17 protein-coding genes are annotated in these 20,664 nt (G+C 60.3%); 13 read left to right on the top strand and 4 right to left on the bottom strand.

The window, feature by feature from the left end:
• Positions 1-33 precede the first annotated feature (33 nt).
• The 4 genes from EKH80_RS04235 to EKH80_RS04220 all read left to right on the top strand — a co-directional run bounded on the left by EKH80_RS04235 (position 34) and on the right by EKH80_RS04220 (position 3,493).
• The gene (locus EKH80_RS04235) at positions 34-639 is read left to right on the top strand and encodes a class I SAM-dependent methyltransferase (protein ID WP_126683472.1); all 606 of its coding nucleotides are present in this window, start codon (positions 34-36) and stop codon (positions 637-639) included.
• A 178-nt stretch (positions 640-817) separates the two neighbouring features.
• A complete protein-coding gene (locus EKH80_RS04230; protein WP_126683471.1) occupies positions 818-1,489 on the top strand; it encodes a hypothetical protein in 672 nt (223 codons plus the stop codon).
• 80 nt (positions 1,490-1,569) lie between these two features.
• Positions 1,570-2,322, top strand: coding sequence for a hypothetical protein (locus EKH80_RS04225; protein ID WP_126683470.1), 753 nt, complete (start codon positions 1,570-1,572; stop codon positions 2,320-2,322).
• 22 nt (positions 2,323-2,344) lie between these two features.
• Positions 2,345-3,493, top strand: a complete 1,149-nt coding sequence (locus tag EKH80_RS04220) for an eCIS core domain-containing protein (RefSeq protein ID WP_126683469.1) — start codon at positions 2,345-2,347, stop codon at positions 3,491-3,493.
• A gap of 91 nt (positions 3,494-3,584) precedes the next feature.
• Here the strand turns inward: EKH80_RS04220 and EKH80_RS04215 are convergent, their stop codons facing one another.
• The 3 genes from EKH80_RS04215 to EKH80_RS04205 form a co-directional block, all read right to left on the bottom strand.
• A complete protein-coding gene (locus EKH80_RS04215) occupies positions 3,585-4,841 on the bottom strand; it encodes a histidine-type phosphatase (RefSeq protein ID WP_126683468.1) in 1,257 nt (418 codons plus the stop codon).
• A gap of 5 nt (positions 4,842-4,846) precedes the next feature.
• On the bottom strand, positions 4,847-5,977 hold the full coding sequence (locus EKH80_RS04210) for a phosphatidylinositol-specific phospholipase C1-like protein (RefSeq protein WP_126683467.1): 1,131 nt from the start codon (positions 5,975-5,977) through the stop codon (positions 4,847-4,849).
• 65 nt (positions 5,978-6,042) lie between these two features.
• Positions 6,043-9,003 (bottom strand): TonB-dependent receptor, encoded by a 2,961-nt coding sequence (locus EKH80_RS04205; protein ID WP_126683466.1) that lies wholly within the window; start codon positions 9,001-9,003, stop codon positions 6,043-6,045.
• Between the two features lie 1,737 nt (positions 9,004-10,740).
• Between EKH80_RS04205 and EKH80_RS04200 the strand changes: the two genes are divergently transcribed.
• The 5 genes from EKH80_RS04200 (at position 10,741) to EKH80_RS04180 (ending at position 15,756) form a co-directional block, all read left to right on the top strand.
• Positions 10,741-12,018: an SAM-dependent methyltransferase gene (locus tag EKH80_RS04200; protein WP_230473410.1), complete on the top strand. Its 1,278-nt coding sequence runs from the start codon at positions 10,741-10,743 to the stop codon at positions 12,016-12,018.
• Positions 12,018-12,941 carry a hypothetical protein gene (locus tag EKH80_RS04195; RefSeq protein ID WP_126683464.1) on the top strand — a complete coding sequence of 308 codons (924 nt, stop codon included), beginning with the start codon at positions 12,018-12,020 and terminating at the stop codon, positions 12,939-12,941. Before EKH80_RS04200 ends, EKH80_RS04195 begins: the two co-directional genes overlap by 1 nt.
• Before the next feature lie 84 nt (positions 12,942-13,025).
• Positions 13,026-13,676, top strand: coding sequence for a 2OG-Fe(II) oxygenase family protein (locus EKH80_RS04190; RefSeq protein WP_126683463.1), 651 nt, complete (start codon positions 13,026-13,028; stop codon positions 13,674-13,676).
• Entirely contained in the window at positions 13,676-14,593 is a 918-nt protein-coding gene (locus EKH80_RS04185) for an alpha/beta hydrolase (RefSeq protein WP_126683462.1), read from the top strand. Before EKH80_RS04190 ends, EKH80_RS04185 begins: the two co-directional genes overlap by 1 nt.
• A 134-nt stretch (positions 14,594-14,727) precedes the next feature.
• Positions 14,728-15,756 (top strand): sterol desaturase family protein, encoded by a 1,029-nt coding sequence (locus EKH80_RS04180; RefSeq protein WP_126683461.1) that lies wholly within the window; start codon positions 14,728-14,730, stop codon positions 15,754-15,756.
• A gap of 33 nt (positions 15,757-15,789) precedes the next feature.
• Here EKH80_RS04180 and EKH80_RS04175 read toward each other — a convergent pair whose 3' ends face one another.
• Positions 15,790-16,422: a response regulator gene (locus EKH80_RS04175; RefSeq protein ID WP_126683460.1), complete on the bottom strand. Its 633-nt coding sequence runs from the start codon at positions 16,420-16,422 to the stop codon at positions 15,790-15,792.
• Positions 16,423-16,850: 428 nt separating this feature from the next.
• Here EKH80_RS04175 and EKH80_RS04170 point away from each other — a divergent pair, with 428 nt between their 5' ends.
• The 4 genes from EKH80_RS04170 (at position 16,851) to EKH80_RS04155 (ending at position 20,632) form a co-directional block, all read left to right on the top strand.
• Positions 16,851-17,675: an alpha/beta fold hydrolase gene (locus tag EKH80_RS04170; RefSeq protein ID WP_230473421.1), complete on the top strand. Its 825-nt coding sequence runs from the start codon at positions 16,851-16,853 to the stop codon at positions 17,673-17,675.
• Positions 17,676-17,734: 59 nt separating this feature from the next.
• The gene (locus EKH80_RS04165; RefSeq protein ID WP_126683458.1) at positions 17,735-18,388 is read left to right on the top strand and encodes a hydrolase; all 654 of its coding nucleotides are present in this window, start codon (positions 17,735-17,737) and stop codon (positions 18,386-18,388) included.
• A 62-nt stretch (positions 18,389-18,450) separates the two neighbouring features.
• A complete protein-coding gene (locus EKH80_RS04160; RefSeq protein ID WP_126683457.1) occupies positions 18,451-18,741 on the top strand; it encodes a XapX domain-containing protein in 291 nt (96 codons plus the stop codon).
• Positions 18,742-18,754: 13 nt separating this feature from the next.
• On the top strand, positions 18,755-20,632 hold the full coding sequence (locus tag EKH80_RS04155) for an amidohydrolase (RefSeq protein ID WP_126683456.1): 1,878 nt from the start codon (positions 18,755-18,757) through the stop codon (positions 20,630-20,632).
• Positions 20,633-20,664 lie beyond the last annotated feature (32 nt).

Raw genomic sequence — 20,664 nt, 5'->3', positions numbered from 1 at the left:
GTGTCGCAAATCGCACGAGGGGCTACAAGCGTGATGGAATTGTTTGAAAAGGCTGCTGTCCTGCAATTCCACCGCCGCCGCATCGGTGACCCCAAGCGATGCGCGTTGGGTTGGCGCACGCCCGAAAGCCAGCGTCTGCGTTTCGACGTGCTGTGCCGCGTCGGTGACATGAGCGGCTGCAAGGTGCTGGATCTGGGCTGCGGCTACGGCGATCTGAAGCCTTTCCTGGATTCGCGATTTACCGAGCTTGCCTACCTCGGGGTCGATCATATGCCGGAGTTCATCGAGGAGGCGCGCCGGCGCCATGGACACTTGCCTCGCACCGGATTCGTGCAGGCCGACATGCTCAATGCGGTGCTGCCGGAAGTGGACTATGTACTCGCATCGGGTGCGATGAGCTATCGCAACAGCAATGCGCTCTATCCCTACAACCTGATCCGGCAGATGTGGGAGGCTGCCACACGCGGCATCGCCTTCAACCTGCTGGACGCGAATGTGTTCGAAGCCACCCACGTGCTGTGCGGCCGGGATCCCCTGGACATTCTGGCTTTTTGCCGAACGCTCGATCCGGCGGCGGAGCTCGTGGCCGGTTATGTGGCGGATGATTTCTCCATCCTGATGCGGCGCCCAAGTGCCTGAGGAGGGCCAAATGGCGATGACCATGCAAGCCATGCCGACCAGACGAGAGACGCCCCATTCGGCACCGGCGTCACGTGCCGGCGTGCAAGCCGCGCCGCTGCTGCAGCGGCGGGTGGACGCAAGCTCCCGGCAGACGGCACAACAGGCGCACGTCAGGCAACTGCAAAAATCCGCTTCGTTGCCCAGCGCCAATGCAGATGCTCCGATTCAATGCCTGACCTATACGAAAACGGTGAAAAGGCCGGCCGGATTCGACGCGCACAGCTGGCCCAAAAGTCTCAGCGCTGGGGGAAAGGATGCCAACAGCAAGATTGCAAGCGACGTGAATGAAACCCTGGATGAACTGGGCTGGTCGTGGCGCTGCATGAGCGCTCACATGATCCCGAAAAGGATCGGCGGCGTAGGCAATAACAGCAATGTTCGGCCGTGGAGCGTGGCATTCGAACAAGGGGAGTGGGAGGAAAAGATGGAGCAGGGCTTCAATCAGGAAATGGAAGATGCCAACGTAGGCGAAGACGTGACCTACAAAGTTGAAACGCAGGACATGGGCGATGATGCAGCGGCCGAGATCGTGAAGTCGTTGAGTGGCGACAAAAATGTCCACAAGGAGCGGATCAAGAAGATTCCGCTGTCCGTCAAGGGTGAAGTCAATGACGAAGAGAAAATAAATTCGGCCGGCAGCTTTCCTGGAGCCGGCTCAAAGGCCTTGGGAGCCATCGGTGGTATTGGCGCCCTCGCGGGAGCCGCGGTGGGGCTTGGCCTGGGCGGCTTGGCCCTCGCTCCCGTCGCGGCGGGGGCGCTAGTCGGAGGCGCCGTGTTGGGTGGGCTTGGCTGGCTGGCGGGCTACTAGGGCATCGGGAGGGCATCGTCATGAAGCAAAGCGTCTGCGCCGATCACCATGAGGCAAGCGCCGAGCCTGCGTCATTCGCCATGGGCAGCGGTGCCTCGCATCCCATGCAGCGCCGGATCGATGGGAGCGCCAGGCAAGTGGCGCAGCGACAGAAGCTTTCGCAGATGCAGGGCAACATGCTTCCACCAGACGGGCAGCAACAGCTTGCGGGTGCTATCCCGCCGGCCAATGGCGAGGGTGTTGCGGAGGTGCCGCTTGACACCCTGTCGGAAGAGGAAAAGCACAAGCACTTGGCGGATTCGTTCAAGAAAGGCCAGGTCAAGAACCCCGTGGTGAACGCCGCGGGGGCCTTGGTTCAGCGCCGCCCCCACAAGGAATCGTATTCGAATGGCGATCTTTTTACGGTGACCAAGAAAGACCTCGATACCGGAACGGACACCAGCAAGGCGACGCGCAAGTATGTCAACGAGCCCAACACCCCGAAACCCGAAAGCATCAGTTTCGACTACGCCACCGGTAAGAGTGGCAAAGTGGCCAAAACGACGGTGACACAGCGCGACGATGTTATAGACGACGTAGATAATCCCCAAGCCGATAAGGCCTACGACAATGGCAACTATTGGGATGCGGGGCACAAGTTGGGGCGGCAAAACGGTGGGCTTGGCAATGCCAAGGACTGGGTTTTTCCGCAGAATCCGGCCATCAATCAGGGAAACAACAAGAACATGAACAATGAGGAAAAGAGGCATCCCTTATGGCGGGCGCATGAGGATTCGTTCTACGAAGGCGTGGCGGAGAGCGGTGGCGGGGCATGGTGGATCAGACTGAACTGACGCGCACGACAAGGGGAAGGCAATGAGCAAGTTAGCGGCGCCTGTACGGCAGACAATGGCCAATTCAACACCGGCATCTTTCGCAGACTCTCACGCCACTTCACCCCTGCAACGACGGGTGGATGCAAGCTCCCGCCAGGTGGCACAGCAGCGCCAGCTGGCGCAATTGCGCGCCGATCGCTCAGCGGAGCACAAGCCAAATGGCTTGCCCTCGCCATTGCGGGCCGGCATCGAGGCTGCGTCGGGGATGGATATGGGCGATGTCGTCGTGCATCGTAATTCCGCCAAGCCGGCGCAATTGAATGCCTTGGCCTACGCTCAGGGAAACGAAATTCATCTTGGGGCGGGGCAGGAAAAGCACCTGCCGCATGAGGCCTGGCACGTTGTGCAGCAGCGGCAGGGGCGGGTAAAACCCACGGCCCAGCTTGCGGGAGTTGCGCTCAATGACAACGCCGGTCTGGAGCGAGAGGCGGATGTCATGGGTGCGCGTGTGTTGGCCTCCTCTCGGAGCGCTGTGCAGCGGCGGGAAGTAACGGCGTGGCCGATGGCTTGCGCTGCTCAGCTAAAGGAAGGCGGGAGGCTGAGGGAGGTTTCGTTGGAGCAACTACCCGAGGCTGACGCGCAAAAACACTTGGTCGATTCGTTCAAGAAAGGCCGCTTGAATAATCCCGTGGTGAATGAGCAAGGCGCCGTGGTCCAGCAAAAGCCAAAAAAAGAATCGTTCCTAGGCGGCGATATGTTTTTTGTGGTCAAGAGTGACTTGAATACCGGAACGGGAACAAGTCAGGGGACTCGTGAATACGTCAATGCTGCGAGTACTAACAAGCCTGACAGCATTCGTTTCGACTACGCCACTGGAAAAAGCGCCAAGATAGTCAGTCAAACGGTAAAAGGAAACAAAGGCGCCTTTGAAGTGGAGAATCCCGAAGCCGATTTCTCCTATGCTTCGGGCAAGCTATGGGATGCCGGACACAAGCTTGGTCGGCAAAACGGCGGACTGGGTAACGACAACGACTGGGTTTTTCCCCAGAATCCCGCCTTCAACCAAGGGAACAGCAAAAATATGTCTGACGTGGAGGAGACCCGGCCTGCCTGGCGACAGCATGAGGACGATTTCCACGATGGGGTGAAAACCAGCGGCTACGGCGTGTGGTGGATCAAACTGGATTGATGGGAATACGGGAGCACGTAGGCTGGAATGCCAATCCCAGCTTTCCATGCAGCATCCTGATGCTGGGATTGCCATCCCAGCCTACGCGCTGCTAACGCGCGCGAGCCTCGGCGCGCTGAAGAAGAGGGAGAATATCCGCAAACCGGCATAGCCCATTTTTGTTCGAGACGCACGCCGGAGGAAGCAGGCTCACCGTGGCCGGTGGTGAGTGGGACAGGGCGCGCAATTGCGGAAGGCTCTGCGCTTGATAAAAGACGCGCACGTAGCGCTGCGAACCGCCAGGCTCTCGCCACAGTTCGATGCCCAGCGCTCCGCCAATGGGCGGATCATCTTGCGCGTAGCTTGGCATTTTGAAATGCAGATGCAGGACCGAGGCAAGGGCGACGATGTTGTTGTCGCTGCCCACGAATACGTTCAGTCGTGGCGCTTGCTCGTCCTGCAGCACGCCAAGGATGCGATGGCTGAGCACCGAGGCGGTACGCTCGGCCATGTAGTCAGGTCGCGCGTAGAGATCGAACAGCAGCGCATGGAGCTGCGAAAGGGATTCAAGCTGTCCGGGCTTGATCCGGCCCCAGCCCACCGCGCGGTTGGGGAATCCTTCGGCATAGGCCATGAGGATGGATTCGGCCGTGCCGGATGTCGTGGCAATCGGTCCGCTCAGCGTCATACGCTCGGAAGACGTGGGTGCCGCCAATGTTCCATGCCAATGGCTCGGTTCGCACCAATCCGGATGGTGGCGTTGATCGCAACCCATTACGGTCATCATGAACTGGAGCGCATCGGCATGCGGTTCCGTCAAGGCATCCGGCTCGCCGGTGCTGGCCAGGATGGAAGTGACCGCATCGTGCGCGTTCCATGCCGTGGCGCCTGCCTCCATGGGATGGAACAAGGGATCTTCGCTTCCCTGCGGCAAATGGCCGACCTGGATGGGGCAGCCTGGCGCGAACCCCTGCGCAAGCGCTTGCGCACTGGCGATGGTGCGCTGGTCGGTGTTGGCCCAGAACGACAGCTGTGACGGCGTAGGGCAGCCGTGTACGGAAAACAAGCCGGCTGCGGCGAGACGCTGGCGGTCATACTGCCCCATCAAGCGTGCGCCGGCTGCGCCGTGCGGGGTCAATTCACTGGGTGCTTGCCGCCAGGTCGGCCATGGCTTGCCGGACACCTCGTCCAACTGGATTTCCCCCGGCAAGGGAGTGCGCACGCCATGGCGATAGAGCAGCACCACGCGCTCAAGCTGCAACGGCATATCGGCTTGTGCGGGGAACACAGGCAGGATCATCGCTATCAGCACGAGCCATCGGCTGGCGGCACGAGCAAGCGGTCGCCCTGAAATCGGTAGAGTGGCCATGGGACTCACGGTGAAAGCTCGCTGTTCTGACAGGCTGCCGGCGCCGTTTGCGGATTGCAGCGTGCGGGCAGGTGATTGGAAAAACCTACCGCATAGCCGGAAGTCGCCGGCTCTCCAGCAGGGTAGTCGGTGCTGAGCAGCTGCGCGCCGCTTTCCATCATGCTGTCGCGACGTCGAGTATCGTTGCGCCTGGGCTCTTGCAGGTCGGCATCCGTGCGTGTGCGAACGAGATAACCCTGTTTGACCAGCTGTGTGATGCTTGCGGCATCGCCGCCGTTCAATTCGGTAAAGGCCGCGTCGTCGCTGCCTGGAGCCGCATTGGTAAACAGCACTCTTCCGCGCAAGGATGAATGTCCTTGCAGATAGCCAGGACCCACCCAGCGCTGGTCCAGCAGAAAGATCACTTTGCCGCGGACACTGGCCAGCGTCGGCCAGCCCTGCGCACGGATGGCCCGGTTCAGGGTGGCGTAGCGACCGCGCACGTCGTCCGGGCTGATGTATTCCTTGCGCTTGAACACCGAACGGATTTCCGCATCCAGCGCATCCAGGGCGGGGCCGTCATAGGCTTCGGTCTTGACCGTGGGGAAGGGCTGGTCGAGGCTCGAACGCACCGTTTCGACCAGGATGAAGACCGGCAGATGAGTCGGGTGCGCCTGCGACCATGACCGCACTTCCGCCAGGCAAGCCGTAAAGGGTTGGCAATTACTGCGCTGGTCCAGGTCCTGGATGTGCATCACCTTGTAGCCCGGCCGCAGCATGGTGGCCGGATCGGCGAAGGGCGGATCGGACGGCAATCCCGCCTCGCTAACCAGCTCCGTGATGGCGGGATGTGCATAGCGCCCACCCTTGCTGTCGCCATAAACGTCCAGCTCGATTTGCCGCACGCCGTCATCGAGCTGTTGGGTGAGCGATGGGTGCGCGTAATCAACTATCGCCAGCTTCTCGAAGTGCTTGCGCTGCCAGATCACGGCCTCGCTGGGGGCGAGCCCCGCGTGATAACTGTTGTGGCTGCCCAGGTATTGCAGCTGGTTTAGCCGCAATTCGCTCGTCGCCGCTGCGGGCACCGAGCCTGAGAAGCCAAGCAGGCATGCCAGCAGAATGGATTTCGCACCGCCAAAGCGTTGATTCGTTCGCATGAGCCAGTCACTCGCTATCGAAGCCCCGCGCGCGACGACGCGCAGGGCATGCCTTCCACCTTTGATCAGAACGAATACTTCGCCGTCAGCAGCGTGGTCATCCCTGAGTCGACGATATCCGAAGCGACCAGGCTGTTCTTGCCGATATGCGACCAATACGAGTAGTTCTGCGTGAGGTTGGTGATGGACATGTCGACCTGCAGGTGATCGTTGACGGCGTAACCGGCATGCAGGTCGAGGCGCGTGACCGGCCGGATCCACAAATCGTCCCAGGCAGCATTTTGGCCAAGATAATCGTAAGTGGAGATGTAGGCGCCGGCGTAGTGATAGCTGAGGTTGATCGAGAGCCCGTTCTTTTCATAGAACAGCTCCGCATTGGCCATCAGATTGGGAGCGTTCTGGATGCGCTCGTGCTCGAAGCCGGGCATGCCCAGGTTCACGGAGGTCCTTTGTCCGGTGGCATTGAAGGCAACGCCGAGGCCATCAAACGGCGTGGGCAAGTTCTGGAATTTCTGGCGCACAGCCGCTTCGACGCCGTAGACCTTGCCATCGCCGCCATTCCTCGGCTGCACGTACTGAATCGCCCCTGCATCCACCGTTGCCGGGTTGACCGGATTGCCGCCCGATTCAAAGATGTAGTGGGACAGCTTCTTGTAGAAGCCCGACAGCATGGCGTGGCCGCCCTGCTGGTTGCTCCACTCGCCCGAGAAGTCGATGTTCAGCGAATAGATCGACTTGAGGTTGGGGTTGCCTTCGCTGATCGTCGTCACGCCATCGGACGAGATGCTGATCTGCGAGCCGCCGCCGAGCTGGATGAAGGCCGGGCGCGTGTAGCTGGTCCAGATGCCGCCGCGATACACCGTGTTGTCGCTCGGCCGGTAATTGACGAAGACGCTCGGCAGCGGTTCGTTGTAGTGCGTGTAATTCTTGGCGAAATAGCCGGGAATCTCGTTGCCCTGCGCATCCTGGGGGATGACCCAGAACGTGTTGCGGATATCGGTATGCTCGAAGCGCATGCCGGGTATCACCTCCAGGTTGCCCCACTTGAACGTCGCCATGGCGTAGGCCGCGCTTACCGTTTCGTTGGCGCGCTGCGTATCGCAATTCCAGTTGTTGACGTAGAGATTGCTGCAGGTGTCAAGGTCGCCAGGAACGACATTGGCGGCAATCAGGCGCTTGAGCGCCGACTGGCTCATCTTCGGCGAAGGGTAGGGGTAAATGCCCGGGAAAACCGACGAGTAATAGCCATCGATCAAGCCCAGCGAACCGAAGCTGCGTCCATCGGTGTACTTGCTGGTGGTCCAGTCGCGGTTGCTGAAGTCGCGATGGCTGGTGGAATATTTCACGCCCATCTGCACCGAGGCCAGCGCGCCGGAGTCAAAATCGTCACGAGCGTCGAACTTGATGCCGCCCTTTTCCTGGCCGCTGTAGATTTCGGTCAGTTCGCCGGCACGCCGTGCGTACATGGTGGCAACGCTGCTCAGTTGTGCGCTCATGGCCGGCGTCAGTTGCGGATAGGCGAACCCGTTGGAGCCGTAGATCATCACCGAGCTGGCGCCATACGGGAAATCGGCGGATGAGTACTCGTCGTTGCGCGCGGAGATTTCCACGTGATCCGGGCGATCGTTGTCGCCGAAGCTGTAGAAGAGGTTGGGCGAAAGGGTCCAGCTGCCCACGACCTTGTCGGCGCCGACCTGGAAGGTGGCCAGATCGGCCTTTTCCGGATTGGTCTCGTACCAGAAGCGCATCGGGATACGGCCGATGACGGGCTGGTAGACGCCGGTATTGCCAATTTGCGCGTACGAAATGTTTTTTGGAATGATTTGCAGGTAAGTGGTGTTCTGCTCGGTCTTCGCGTAGGCGTAAGTGGCGCGCGCATAGGCGGTGAGGGTATCGTCCAGCTTCCAGTCCAGCGAGACATTGCCACCGTACTGGTGGGTATAGCCGGAGGAAGTGCCCAGGTACATGCCCGTGCTTTCCAGGTTCCGCTGCGGGTCGAAGCCCGCGGCGTTGGCGCCGGCAGCGGTGGCATGCGCGAACGCCCAGGCGCCATCGCCGGATGCCGCGGTGGCGCCGGCGGCCTCGCTGTTGACGTAGTTGCGACTTTGGTAATACGCGCTGGCGTAGAGGCCGACCTGGTGCTGGTCGCCGAACTTGGTCTGGAATTCGCCGGCCAGGCCGCCGCCCAGGCCGTTGTCGCCATAGTCGCGCGCACGGCTTTCGATACGCCCGCTGGCCGTGATGCTGCCGCTGCTCGGCGCGGAGAAATCGAAGGCGGTGGGAGTGCGGAAATCGATGGTGCCGCCGATCGCATCACCATCCATGTCGGCCGTGGAGGTCTTGTTGAGCACGATGGTCTGCATGCCCGATGGCGGCAGCAGGCTCAGCTGCACGCCACGGCTGTAGGGCATGCCTTGCGCCACGCTCACGCCGTTGATCAGGTTGACGTTGTATTCGGCATTCAGGCCGCGCACGGAAGTGAACATGCCTTCGCCGCGCGACGCGCCGTCGATACCGCCGAAATACGATTGCCCGGAATTGAAGGTATTCACGCCCGGCAGCAGCGCCAGCGCCTCGGCCACGTTGTGTACGGCGGTGTATTTCAGGTCATCGGCCGACAGGACGTTGACGGTGTTGACCGCATTCATTTGGATCTGGCTGGCGTCGTAGCGGTTGGCGGCCACCGAAATTTTGTTGAGCGTAGCCACGGCGCTGAAAGCAGGGGTGACTGTCCCTAGCTTGGGAACATCGACGCTGGCCGATAGTGCGTGCGAGGAGGCGGTTGTTGCGGTCAGCAGGTAATGGCCCGCAGGGAGATCGTTCATCAGGAAACGGCCTGAGGCATCGGTCTCAACCGATTGGCCGGTGACCGTATTGAGCACTGCGATGCCGGCCGCGGGTTTGCCGTTTGCCGGATCGGTAATGACGCCGGTGATGTCGCCAGCGCAAGCGGTCGACGTCATGGCAAGCGTGCCCAGGGCAGCGAATATCGAACAGGACAACAGGGACTTCTTCGCACGAAACATCTTGAGGTTCTCCCTAATCTTGAAAGAAATTTGAAGCGTGGTTTTTTGGAATGGGTGCGCGCAGGACCGAGCCATCCCTTCGGATCGGCCCGGCTCGATTCACTCGGTAGATCCGGTGAGGGCGCGGCCATCCGGCAGGACTGCCCTGCAGACATGGATGACGCAGAGACTGATGCAACGACGGCGACGGCCTGGACGGGTACGCCAACCCGCGACCTGGCATGCAGGTCGTTCGCGAAAGGATCGGGTCAAGGCACGCCCCGGCTTGATTGAGAAGCCGCAGAGGTGGCCCTCAGTGCATCAGTATCCGGCGAAGGCGGGCGGCGAATAGCCGGCAATGCATTTGCCACGGGCGCGCAAAGCGCTTTTCTTGGCTTGATCCCTTACCGAGATCGACGGGCACTGACCCTTTGCGGGGCAGGCAAGACTCATCCTCACACGCGTGCGGTTGATCGAACCTTGAGTTGGGATACGGCAGTTCCCATTCATGCGAGCGAAGCGACCCAAATTCCAAAAAAAACCATGACGGCGATGGCACTTAGCCTGGCTCACCTCGTCGCGGCTGCTACTAAAGTCCCCACTTGCGCCCATTAAGTCCAGTGAGATGAACTTCCCCACTGACTTGGAATTCATCAACGAACGGCTCATAGCCCGCCGTCTGAATTGAAGTCAATAAGGCGCGAAGGGCCGTCAGGCCTCTCGGGGGCGCGACCCAGATGCTGACAGCAGGATGTGATCGGAATGTGACATGGATAGTCGCTGTGGCCGCAGGGGCCAACCTGTTGCACGCAACAAAGGTATCGAGTAGCCAGATGAAAACGACATCCGTTGCTTTCGCGTCGAGCGCGTAGGTTTGGGATGTCGTGCGCAAAGCTGGGTTTATTACCTACGCGCTCCATGAATCGAGCTTTGGAAAAGAAGGTTCAAGCGGACGCCCATGCATGCCTATATTTGTCGGGGCATTCATTCCGCCTTCACGCAAGACTAACGAGCAGATACGAGAAAATCGATTCGTCACAAACGAGCGCAAGCCCCCCTGCGTCAAGCCCTTAATCTTGGGCGAGGAGTCAAGCGGGTCAGGAGTCGCACAGTCGTGGCCGCGGGAGAACCCGCGGCGTAGCGCGTATATGCGGGCTCGGCCAGACACAGCGTTGCTTTCGGCAGCGCGGCTAGGCCCCCGGTAAGCGATGTGGCGCAACAGTGGTGGATCAAACAGGGGATCCCTATCCGCAGACGTGGCTTTCAAGCTGTGATCGCCTGAATCACCGAGCCAATCCACCGGTGTTGCCGGTGGGCTGTGCAAGGTTCGATCCATGAATCGATCGTGCTCATCCGACATCTCCGGGAGGGGGTCGAGGATGCACGATGCAAGCGTATTGAAGCCTTGGCGGCACAAAGTTGGGATAGCAATACCGCGTGGTGGATAACCGAAGCGGCGCGAGCACGTGCAGTGCGGCAAGCTCGCAGGGGCGCCTAGGGCGCCATTGCGGGAGTTGGCGCGCTGGAAGGCATGCAAGATCATGGACGGACGTTTGATGTGCAGTCACGCCTAAGCACATCAGTGCCCGCAAAGAAAATTCGGTTGCCAGCGTGGCAATGGTGTGAGTACGTCCCTAACCGGACGCGGAAAGCGAACGATTCGACCAGGCGAAGCTGGGTGCCCCCGGCTTCGATGGGGATCTGTACACCTACGACAAGGAGCACGGTGGCATGACAGAGAAAAAAGGCAGCTTAGTCGTGATCGGTTCCGGCATCAAAGCGGTCGGGCAGTTCACCCTGCAGGCGCAGGCACATATCCGTCAGGCGGACATCGTGCTTTATGCCGCGTCCGATCCGGTGACGGACATCTGGATACGGCAGCAAAACCCCAACTCATTCGATCTCTACCAGTATTACGCCGACGATAAAGCGCGGCTCATGACCTACGTCCAGATGATTGAACGGATCATGGACGAGGTTCGAGCGGGCAAGCATGTTTGCGCGCTGTTCTACGGCCACCCTGGAGTCTTCGTCACCCCATCTCACAACGCGATAAAGATTGCGCGGGATGAGGGCTACGATGCGGTAATGCTTCCGGCCGTTTCGGCGGAAGACTGCCTCTATGCCGACCTCGGCGTCGACCCCAGCGTCCCCGGGCTGCAGATCTACGAAGCGACCGACTTTCTTATCCGTCGCCGAAACGTGGATACCTCGGTCAACCTCGTGCTCTTCCAGGTCGGTTGCGTCGGCGAGCTGGGCTTCAAGTTTGGCGGGTATGTCAATGACAAGTTCAACGTCCTGCTCGACTACCTGGAAGACATCTACGGCCCCGATCACATCGTCGTCAACTATGTTGCCAATGTGTTCGCAGGAGATCCGGTGATCGATCGCCACACGCTGGCCGAATACAGGAATCCGGACATCGCACGCAAGGTGACGGGCGTTTCGACCTTTTTCATCGAAGCGGCGAGAACCGAGGCGGCGGACCCCGAAATGAGCGAGAAGCTTGGCCTGAAGTCGGTGGGGCCCGGACGCAACTCTCCGCTTATCTGCCATGTAGCCAATTACCCCGAACTGGCTACCCGCGCCAGATCCAGCAACTGGAAACATCAAGCGCCACCTGGCTACAAATACAGTCACGCATCAGAGGCGCTTTACCAGACTCTGCTCGACCTCATGCTTTCCCCGGATGCCTTACGCGCTTTCCGCGCCGATCCGAACGGCTTCGTGCACGCGCGGCCGGGACTTAGCGCCGAGGAACGCCGGAAGCTTCTGATTCAGCATCACGGCGTCACGCGCATGATGTTCAAGCGCGATCCGCTGCAGGAAGCGACTCGCTTTGTAGGCGCCGCCCTGCTTGACCCCAGGCTTGCCCATGACTATCGGGACAAGCTCAACGCCGTCAAGCAATCCTTTGACGAGGGGAACGTGTCGCCAGCCGCCTACGAGTGCGACATTTCGGAATGGCTCATCGACAAGGGCTACGCCACGACGCCATCGGCCGTTCGGCAAGCCACCAAGGAGGTATACGTGTAATGGCTACTATCGACTATTCCGGAACCTACATGACGAGCTGGCTGCAACCGGATGGCACGACGTACGTGCCGGGGCCAGTGGTCGTCGATGTCTCCACCCAATCGGTGACGGTCAATGGCATAGCGATCAACTCGCCGCAGTTCACCGCAAACAACGTCAGTTGGAGCGCTTCGTCCGGCAATCCCAGTTCCGCCAGCCTGAATTTTTATCAGAGCTCGGGCGTGAACGGTTTCCTTGGAACTTACGCGCAGGGGGGAGACCCCTTGCCCACCAGCAATAACCTTTTTGGCTCGGCAAGCACGGCAACGCAGAGCCTGTCGACTTGGAACGGTACTTACAACGTGTATCCCAATCCTGGGACCCAGTCGATCGGCACCATGGTCGTGAATGGAACCAGCGTGACCTACCTGGGTTCGTCGATCTCCAATTACGACTATACCGGCGAGACACCGCCCCAGGGCTCCGAGATCGATCAATTGGCATGGTTTACCACCGGCGGCAACCCGCAAAACATGATCCTGCAATTCAGCAAGGACAGCTCGGGAGATCTCACGTTCTACGGCACGACCTGGACAGGAGGCAACCAGCCGCCGGAGATCAATGTCACGGGAACCACCTCCACCATACCCACCCCGCCCACTATTCAAGTGCTGCTGGTGATGATGATGCAATCATCGACCACCACTGAAGTGACCACGGAAGTCACTACCGAAGTCACGACGGAAGTGACCACCGAAGTGACGACAGAGGTGACTACGGAAGTGGTGACCGAAGTGGTGGTTGAAGTGGTCGAGGCCATCGTTGCCGCCGTTGCCCACGCGGTGGCATCGCCAGGTTCTACCATTGCTTGCGATCCGGAGGCGGACGCGCTGGCTGCCGATGACCTCGTCAAGAAAGTCACCATCCTTTCTGAAACCCGGTGAGAGGGCATGCTCCGGCGAAGGAACGGGCGCTGGCGCCCGTTCCTTCGGATCGTTCACCAAGCTTTTTCAGTGTGGGGGACAGGCATGGACAGGCTGGCCGATACCGTTTTGTTTACAAGTGCCGAAACCTACGCGATCGGGTCATGCACTTTGCCCAATCGGCTTATTTTCAGCTACGACACCTCGCGGTGGGATTTTCGCGCCCTGGTGTCCGAGTACCTGGGCACGGACGAGTTGGAGACCTTGCATTTGCTGCCGCAATTCAATCCCGGTGGCGGCACCCTTCCCGTGCCGAACTATGAAGCCACGAAAAACAGCTGGGAGATCAGTAAGAAACTCAAAGACGCGCTGTCAGTCGCAGCGCACGCTTTGTTCGGCGGCTTGCTGTATGGCCCGGTCCAGGAAATGCTCTATCCCATCGAGGGGTATCAGCCATCCCCGGCGGCACGCGTCAATTTTCATGGATCAAAATCCATCTTGCGCTTTCACGTCGATTCCGAATACGGGCAACGCGCTGAGCTTGTCAATCTGTGGTTGCCGGTTACAGCGGTCGCCGGTAGCAACAGCATGTATCTCGAATCGGAAGTGGGGCGGGGCGATTATGCGCCCCTGCAAATGGCCTATGGCCAGGCGTGCATTTTCCGCGGCGGCGAACTCATGCACGGCACCATGGACAACGACAGCGGGTCTACCCGGATCTCATTCGATATCCGATTCAGGTTCAAACAGCGGTAATGGAGCTACTGGAGTTTTCACCGCCGTTTACCGCCTCGCTGCCCTTTACGCGTTATTTTGAGCTGGATTCAAAATACACGGGGGCGCGTCACGCCGTATGGGTAACCACTCCGGCGAGCTACACGGTCCATCCAGATGCCGATTTTCCGGCGATCTATGTCCTGGATGGAAACGTAAGCGTTCCCCAGACGGCGGTGTTTCACCTGCTGGAATTCGATCCCATCCATCCGATCGAGGCATTCCTACATGTAGGTGTGGGCTACGTGGGGGAAGACGCCCGTCGCCAACTTGCCGTCCGCGCGCGCGATCTGATTCCTCCCGGCGAGCCGCTCCCGCCAGGCGCCAGTGAGGCGGCCATGTCAGCCCTGGTCGAGCAGGGCATGCTTGATCAAGCCGGGCTTGAGCTTTATCTGCAATACCTCAAGCATCCCGCGGCTGACCGGTTTCTTGCCTTCCTGACGAAAGAGCTGCATCCACAGCTGACCAGGCGCTACCGGATCAAGGCCCGTACGGCGGGGCTATTTGGCTATTCCTACGCCGGTCTTTTTTCCATCTATGCAGCGCTCGATCGCTCTGAACTTTTTCAGCGGATCGGTGCGGGCAGTCCGGCCATCCGATCCGGCACTTCAAGGGTCTTCGAGCAGTACGAGGCCCAATGGCGCGCCCAGGCCGATCACTCCGGTCGCCGGTTGCATTTGACCGTCTGCGAGTCCGAGCTCAGCGCCGATTCCTACTACCGCAATCTCGTGGGGCTGGGGGCTGGCGAGTTCATCAGCCTGGCCTCTGGCAAGCCGCTGCACGGACTTCTTTTTTCAAGCCGCGTCATCGAGCACGAGTCGCATGCGACGGCGTTGGCGCCATCCTGGTACAGCTTCTTGCGCAACTGTTTTCCCGCTGAGCGCGCAGGCGCGCCCTAGCAGCTTTTCGCCGCGCTCTGGCCGTCTCGCCCAATTGCACTTGCACTCGCATTTAGATCGTGACAAATTGGTGTGGGGATGAGTATCCCCGTGCCGACAAGGCAATCCTAGTAGCGCCGCCGGGGAGGGCAGCCGTGGATATCTTGGGTTGGATCCGTGATCAGCTGATGGGTTTTTTTGGCCTGGGGCCTTTGCTGCAGATGTTCGCCTCCGGCGATTACCACCGGCTGTCCACGGTAGACGGCTTCGGCAGCCTGATCGCGCCGATCGTCCCGCTGTTGCTGGTCTTCGAATTCGCGCGCGGCATCGTGCTGCGCCGTATCAAGCGCGAGGATTACCAGGTTCCGCTGCTGACGATGGTGCTGAACCGTTTCATCGGCTCCTTTCTCAGCATTGCCATGGTCGGCTTGTGCATCGGCCTGTTCAACCGCTTTGCCCCGTTCCAGGCTGGGCTCACCTGGTACGGACTGTTGTATGGCTACGTGGTATGGGAGCTGGCTCACTTCGTGTATCACTTCCTTGCGCACAAGGTGCGCTTGCTGTGGTGCTTGCATTCCACCCACCATGCGCCGGTGGCGATGAACCTGTCGGTGAACTTTGCGCACATTTTCCTCGAAGGCGTCTATGCCGACTTCGTGCGCACCAGCCTTTGCATGCTGCTGGGAGTGAGTCCGCCACTGTTGGTGCTGATCGTGATCATCGACAGTTTCTGGGGGTCGCTGATCCACCTCGGCGAGAACGTATTGCCGAAGGGGCAGCTGGGCCTGTTTTACCGTGTCGTGCTGACGCCTTCGCACCACCGTGTTCATCATGCGCGCAACGTGCTCTACATGGACACCAACTTCTGCAACCTGCTGCCGATCTGGGACCGTCTCTTCGGCACCTATATGGAAGTGCACGAGGATGTCCGGATCGAATACGGCATCACCCGGCCGGTAAAGCCCTACAGCGTGCTGGATGCCTACCTGGGCGAATTCTGGTTGCTGGGGCGCGACGTATGGCGTGCACCGGGATTACGCAACAAGCTGCTGTACCTGCTCATGCCGCCAGGCTGGAACCACGACGGCAATCATCACACCGCCAAAGCGGCTAAACAGGCGTTGCAGATGCAGCAGGAATCGGATGCGCATGCCGAGGTTGGCATTCAGCCGCAAACAAGGTAGCTCACCGTCAGTCGCGGTTACCTTGTCATCGCCTTATGCGTCGATGATGCCGCGACGCATGGCGATGATGACGGCTTCGGTGCGATGCCTGGCGTTGACTTTCGCAAGAATGCTCTTCACATGGGTCTTCACGGTTTCGATCGAAATACCCATGTGCATGGCGATGCGCTTGTTCGAAAAACCGCCTGCGACATGCCCCAGCACCTGCAGCTCGCGCATGCTCAGCGTGTCATCGGCCACGTGCTCGGCAATCACCCGCGCCACTTCGTTGGGTACGTGGCGGTGCCCGCCATGAACCTGGCGAATGGTGGCCAGCAGCTCCTTGCGCACCGTGCTCTTGAGCAGATAGCCGACGGCCCCCGCCTTTAGCGCGCGAGTGGCCTGCATGTCACCCTGGTAGGTCGTCAGCACGATGATCCGCGCATGCGGAAACTCGCCGAGTATCGTGCGAATGGCTTCCAAGCCGTTCATGCCCTGCATCTGCAGGTCCATCAGGGTGATGTCGGGCTGATGCTTGCGAAAAAGGGCAATGGCTTCATCGCCGTTAACCGCCTCGGCCACCAATTCCATGTCGCCTTGCGAGCCTAGTACAGCGGCCACGCCCTCACGCAGCAAAGGATGGTCGTCGACCATCAGTACGCGGATGCGAGGCGATTCTTCAAGCATGGCTGCGTAACCCCAAGAGTCGTGTCGGCATCCGTTCCGACGTGTACACAATCGGCACTAGTCAAACACAGTCACGCAGCACGGGCAACTTTTCATGCCACTCACTCTTTGGAGTGAGTGGTTATTACCTTGTCGAAGGGTTTGTGAACCTGCTTGCGCATGGAATGCTAACGACCAAGCGCCAATGACGTCCGGGGCGGAGCATGCAGGCATCAGCATCCGGTTTCGGGCAAGGCAAGAGTTCTACCTGGGAACAAACGAAGCTCGACATGAATACCGATCAGCCGCCTTTGGATATCGATCAGCGGCGCCGCGCGTTGCTCATTGGTGCAGCCGTGACGGCCGCGGCCTTGGCATTGTCGCCCGCCGTGCGAGCCAAGTCATCCGTCCACCCGACACTTTCTTCTACTCAGCCCCGGAATCAGCCGATGAACGACTACATCAAGACCAAAGACGGAACCGAGATCTACTACAAGGACTGGGGTACCGGCCAACCGGTGGTGTTTTCTCACGGCTGGCCGCTCAGCGCGGACGCCTGGGACGGGCAGATGCTGTTCCTCAGCCAGCATGGCTATCGCGCGATTGCACATGACCGCCGCGGGCACGGCCGCTCGGGTCAGCCTTCGAACGGCAATGACATGGACACTTACGCCGACGACCTGGCGGAACTGATCGAAAAGCTCGATCTGAAGGACATGATCATGGTCGGGCACTCCACCGGCGGTGGCGAGGTGGCGCGCTACATCGGCCGGCACGGCAACAGGCGTGTGGCCAAGGCTGTGCTGGTCGGGGCGGTGCCGCCCATCATGCTGAAGACGGCGAGCAACCCCGGTGGCCTGCCGATGTCCGTATTCGACGGTATCCGTCAAAGCGTCGCCACCGACCGTTCGCAGTTCTACAAGGATCTGACTGCACCGTTCTATGGCGCCAACCGTCCCGATGCGAAGGTCTCCCAAGGCATTCGCGACTCCTTCTGGCTGCAGGGAATGATGGGCGGCATCCAGGGGCAGTACGAGTGCATCAAGCAGTTCTCCGAGACCGATTTCACGGAAGACCTGAAGAAGATCGAAGTGCCCACCCTGGTCGTGCACGGCGACGACGACCAGATCGTGCCGATCGACGATTCCTCGCGCCTGACCGCCAAGCTCGTCAAGCAGGCCACGCTAAAGGTTTATCCGGGCGCCTCGCACGGGCTGACGGCCACGCACCAGCAGCAATTCAACGACGACCTGCTTGCCTTCATCAAAGCTTGAGCCGAGCGGGCGCATTGAAGTGCGCCCAGCGATTTTCCCCACGCCAACGAGATATTGCCATGACCATTACTGCAAAAGCCGTTCCCGGTTCCAAGCTGCTGACCCCTGCCGACCATGCGCTGATCATGATCGACTACCAGTCGCAGATGTCGTTCGCCACGCATTCGATCGACGCGATCACGCTGCGCAACAACGCTGCCCTGGTCGCCCGCGCGGCAGCCGGCTTCAAGGTACCGACCATACTTACCACCGTGGCGGCAAACAGCTTTTCGGGGCCGATGTACCAGGAAATCACTGACGCATTCCCCGGTCAGCCGCTGCTCGACCGCACCAGCATGAATACCTGGGAAGACGAGGCCGTGATCAAGCAGGTCAACGCCATCGGCAAGACACGCCTGGTCCTCGGCGGCTTGTGGACGTCGGTTTGCATCGTAGGGCCGGCCTTGTCCGCGATCGAGCAGGGCTTCGAAGTCTACGTAGTGGCCGACGCCTGCGGTGACGTCTCCGCCGAAGCTCACGATCGCGCGATGGACCGCATGGTGCAGGCCGGCGCACGGCCGATGACCTCGCTGCAATACCTGCTGGAACTGCAGCGCGACTGGGCGCGCACCGATACCTACGAGAGCACGACCGGCATCGCCAGAGTGTATGGCGGCTCCTATGGCTTGGGCATCACTTACGCCAAGACCATGTTCCATGCCCAGGGCGGTTGAGCCCTGCTGCATGGAACAGATGGAATGAACCGTCAAGTCAGGCCAGATTCGAAGAGGCATTGATGAAGCTCTATCTTTTGTCGCTCGCCGCCGGTTTGCTGGTGGGCGTGATTTACGGCCTTATCCATGTGCGATCACCGGCTCCCCCGGTGATCGCCTTGGTCGGCCTGCTCGGAATTCTGGTCGGCGAACAGATTCCTCCGTTACTGAAGGAGGCGTTGGCCAAACGAACCAGCGCAGCGGTGTGGGTAGGCCAGCAGGTCAAGCCGCATGTGTTCGGCGAACTGCCGAGCGGAAAACTTCCGAGTGCGCCGCGCCTCGAAGTGCCGCCCGCAGATGCCACCCGCGGATAAAAAAGGAGATGTCATGAGTCCGTCCACCCAAGCTCCCGACCTGATTCTGTGCGGGGGACGTTTCACTACGCTTGATAAAGCCAATCCCGTTGCCAGTGCGGTAGCCATCAAGGGCGGCCGTTTCAGTGCGGTCGGCCACGACAACGAGGTCCTTCCGCTGGCGGATTCCGCTACGCGGGTGATCGATCTGAAAGGGCGCTGTGCGCTTCCCGGGCTGATCGACAACCATCTGCACATCATCCGCGGCGGCCTCAATTTCAATATGGAGCTGCGCTGGGACGGCGTGCGCTCCCTGGCGGATGCGATGGACATGTTGCGCCGGCAGGTTGCGATCACGCCTGCACCCCAATGGGTGCGCGTGGTGGGCGGTTTTACCGAACATCAATTCGTCGAGAAACGCTTGCCGACGATCGAGGAGTTGAATGCCGTTGCGCCGGACACGCCGGTGTTCCTGTTGCATCTGTACGACCGAGCATTGCTCAATGGAGCGGCGCTGCGCGCCGTCGGCTACACCAAAGACACCCCCGAACCGCCGGGCGGTCAGATCGTTCGCGATGGCGCAGGCAATCCCATGGGCTTGCTGCTGGCCAAGCCGAACGCCGCCATCCTGTATTCGACCCTGGCCAAGGGGCCCCGGCTTCCGTTCGAATACCAGCTCAACTCCACCCGGCACTTCATGCGCGAATTGAATCGCCTGGGTGTCACCGGGGCCATCGACGCGGGCGGCGGCTTCCAGAATTATCCGGAAGACTACGCCGTGATCCGCAAGCTGTCCGAAGACGGCCAGCTCACCATTCGGCTCGCCTACAACCTGTTCACGCAGAAACCGAAGGGCGAGAAAGAAGACTTCCTCAACTGGACCAAGACCTCCAGGTACAAGCAGGGCGACGACTACTTCCGCCACAATGGCGCCGGTGAAATGCTGGTGTTCTCGGCCGCCGACTTCGAGGACTTCCGTCAGCCACGCCCCGACCTGCCCAGTTCGATGGAAGGCGAGCTGGAAGACGTGGTGCGCATCCTGGCGGAAAACCGCTGGCCTTGGCGGCTGCACGCGACCTACGAAGAAACCATCCATCGCGCGTTGAATGTATTCGAGCGCGTCAACCGCGACATTCCCTTGCAAGGCCTCAATTGGTTCTTCGATCACGCCGAAACCATTTCCGAGCGCTCGATCGATCGCATTGCTGCGCTCGGCGGCGGCATCGCCGTGCAACATCGCATGGCCTACCAGGGCGAATATTTCGTCGAGCGCTACGGTGCGGCCGCGGCGGCGGCGACTCCGCCGGTGGCGCGCATGCTCGAAAAAGGCGTAAAGGTATCGGCGGGCACGGACGCGACGCGCGTGGCGTCGTATAACCCGTGGGTGTCGCTGTCCTGGCTGGTGACCGGGCGCACCGTCGGCGGCCTGCGGCTGTATCCGCAGCACAATTGCGTGGACCGCGAAACCGCCTTGCGCATGTGGACCCAGTACGTCACGTGGTTCTCGAACGAAGAAGGCAACAAAGGGCAGATCAAGATCGGCCAGCTGGCGGATCTGATCGTGCCGAGCCTCGACTATTTCGCGTGCGCCGAGCAGGACATCGCCGACATCACCTCCGACATGACCATCGTTGGCGGCAAGGTCGTCTACGGCGCCAACGGCTTCCGGGACTTCGATCAAACCTCGGTGCCACCCGCTATGCCCGACTGGTCGCCCGTGCGTACCTTCGGCGGCTATGGCGCATGGCAGGATGCGAAACCTGCAGCGAACCTGGTGCAAGCATGCAGCTGCAGCGGATGCGCCGTACATAACCATGATCACATCAGCGCCTGGTCGGCCAAGCTGCCGCTTTCCGAGTCGGACCTGAAGTCGTTCTGGGGTGCGCTCGGATGCTCTTGCTGGGCGGTATGACATGGCTGCGAGTGCCAGCAGACCGACGTGAT

Source organism: Dyella choica (assembly GCF_003977665.1).
GTDB classification, from domain to species: domain Bacteria; phylum Pseudomonadota; class Gammaproteobacteria; order Xanthomonadales; family Rhodanobacteraceae; genus Dyella_B; species Dyella_B choica.
The sequence above is the reverse complement of the archived record's forward strand: the minus strand, read 5'-3'. Positions and strand labels throughout refer to the sequence as shown.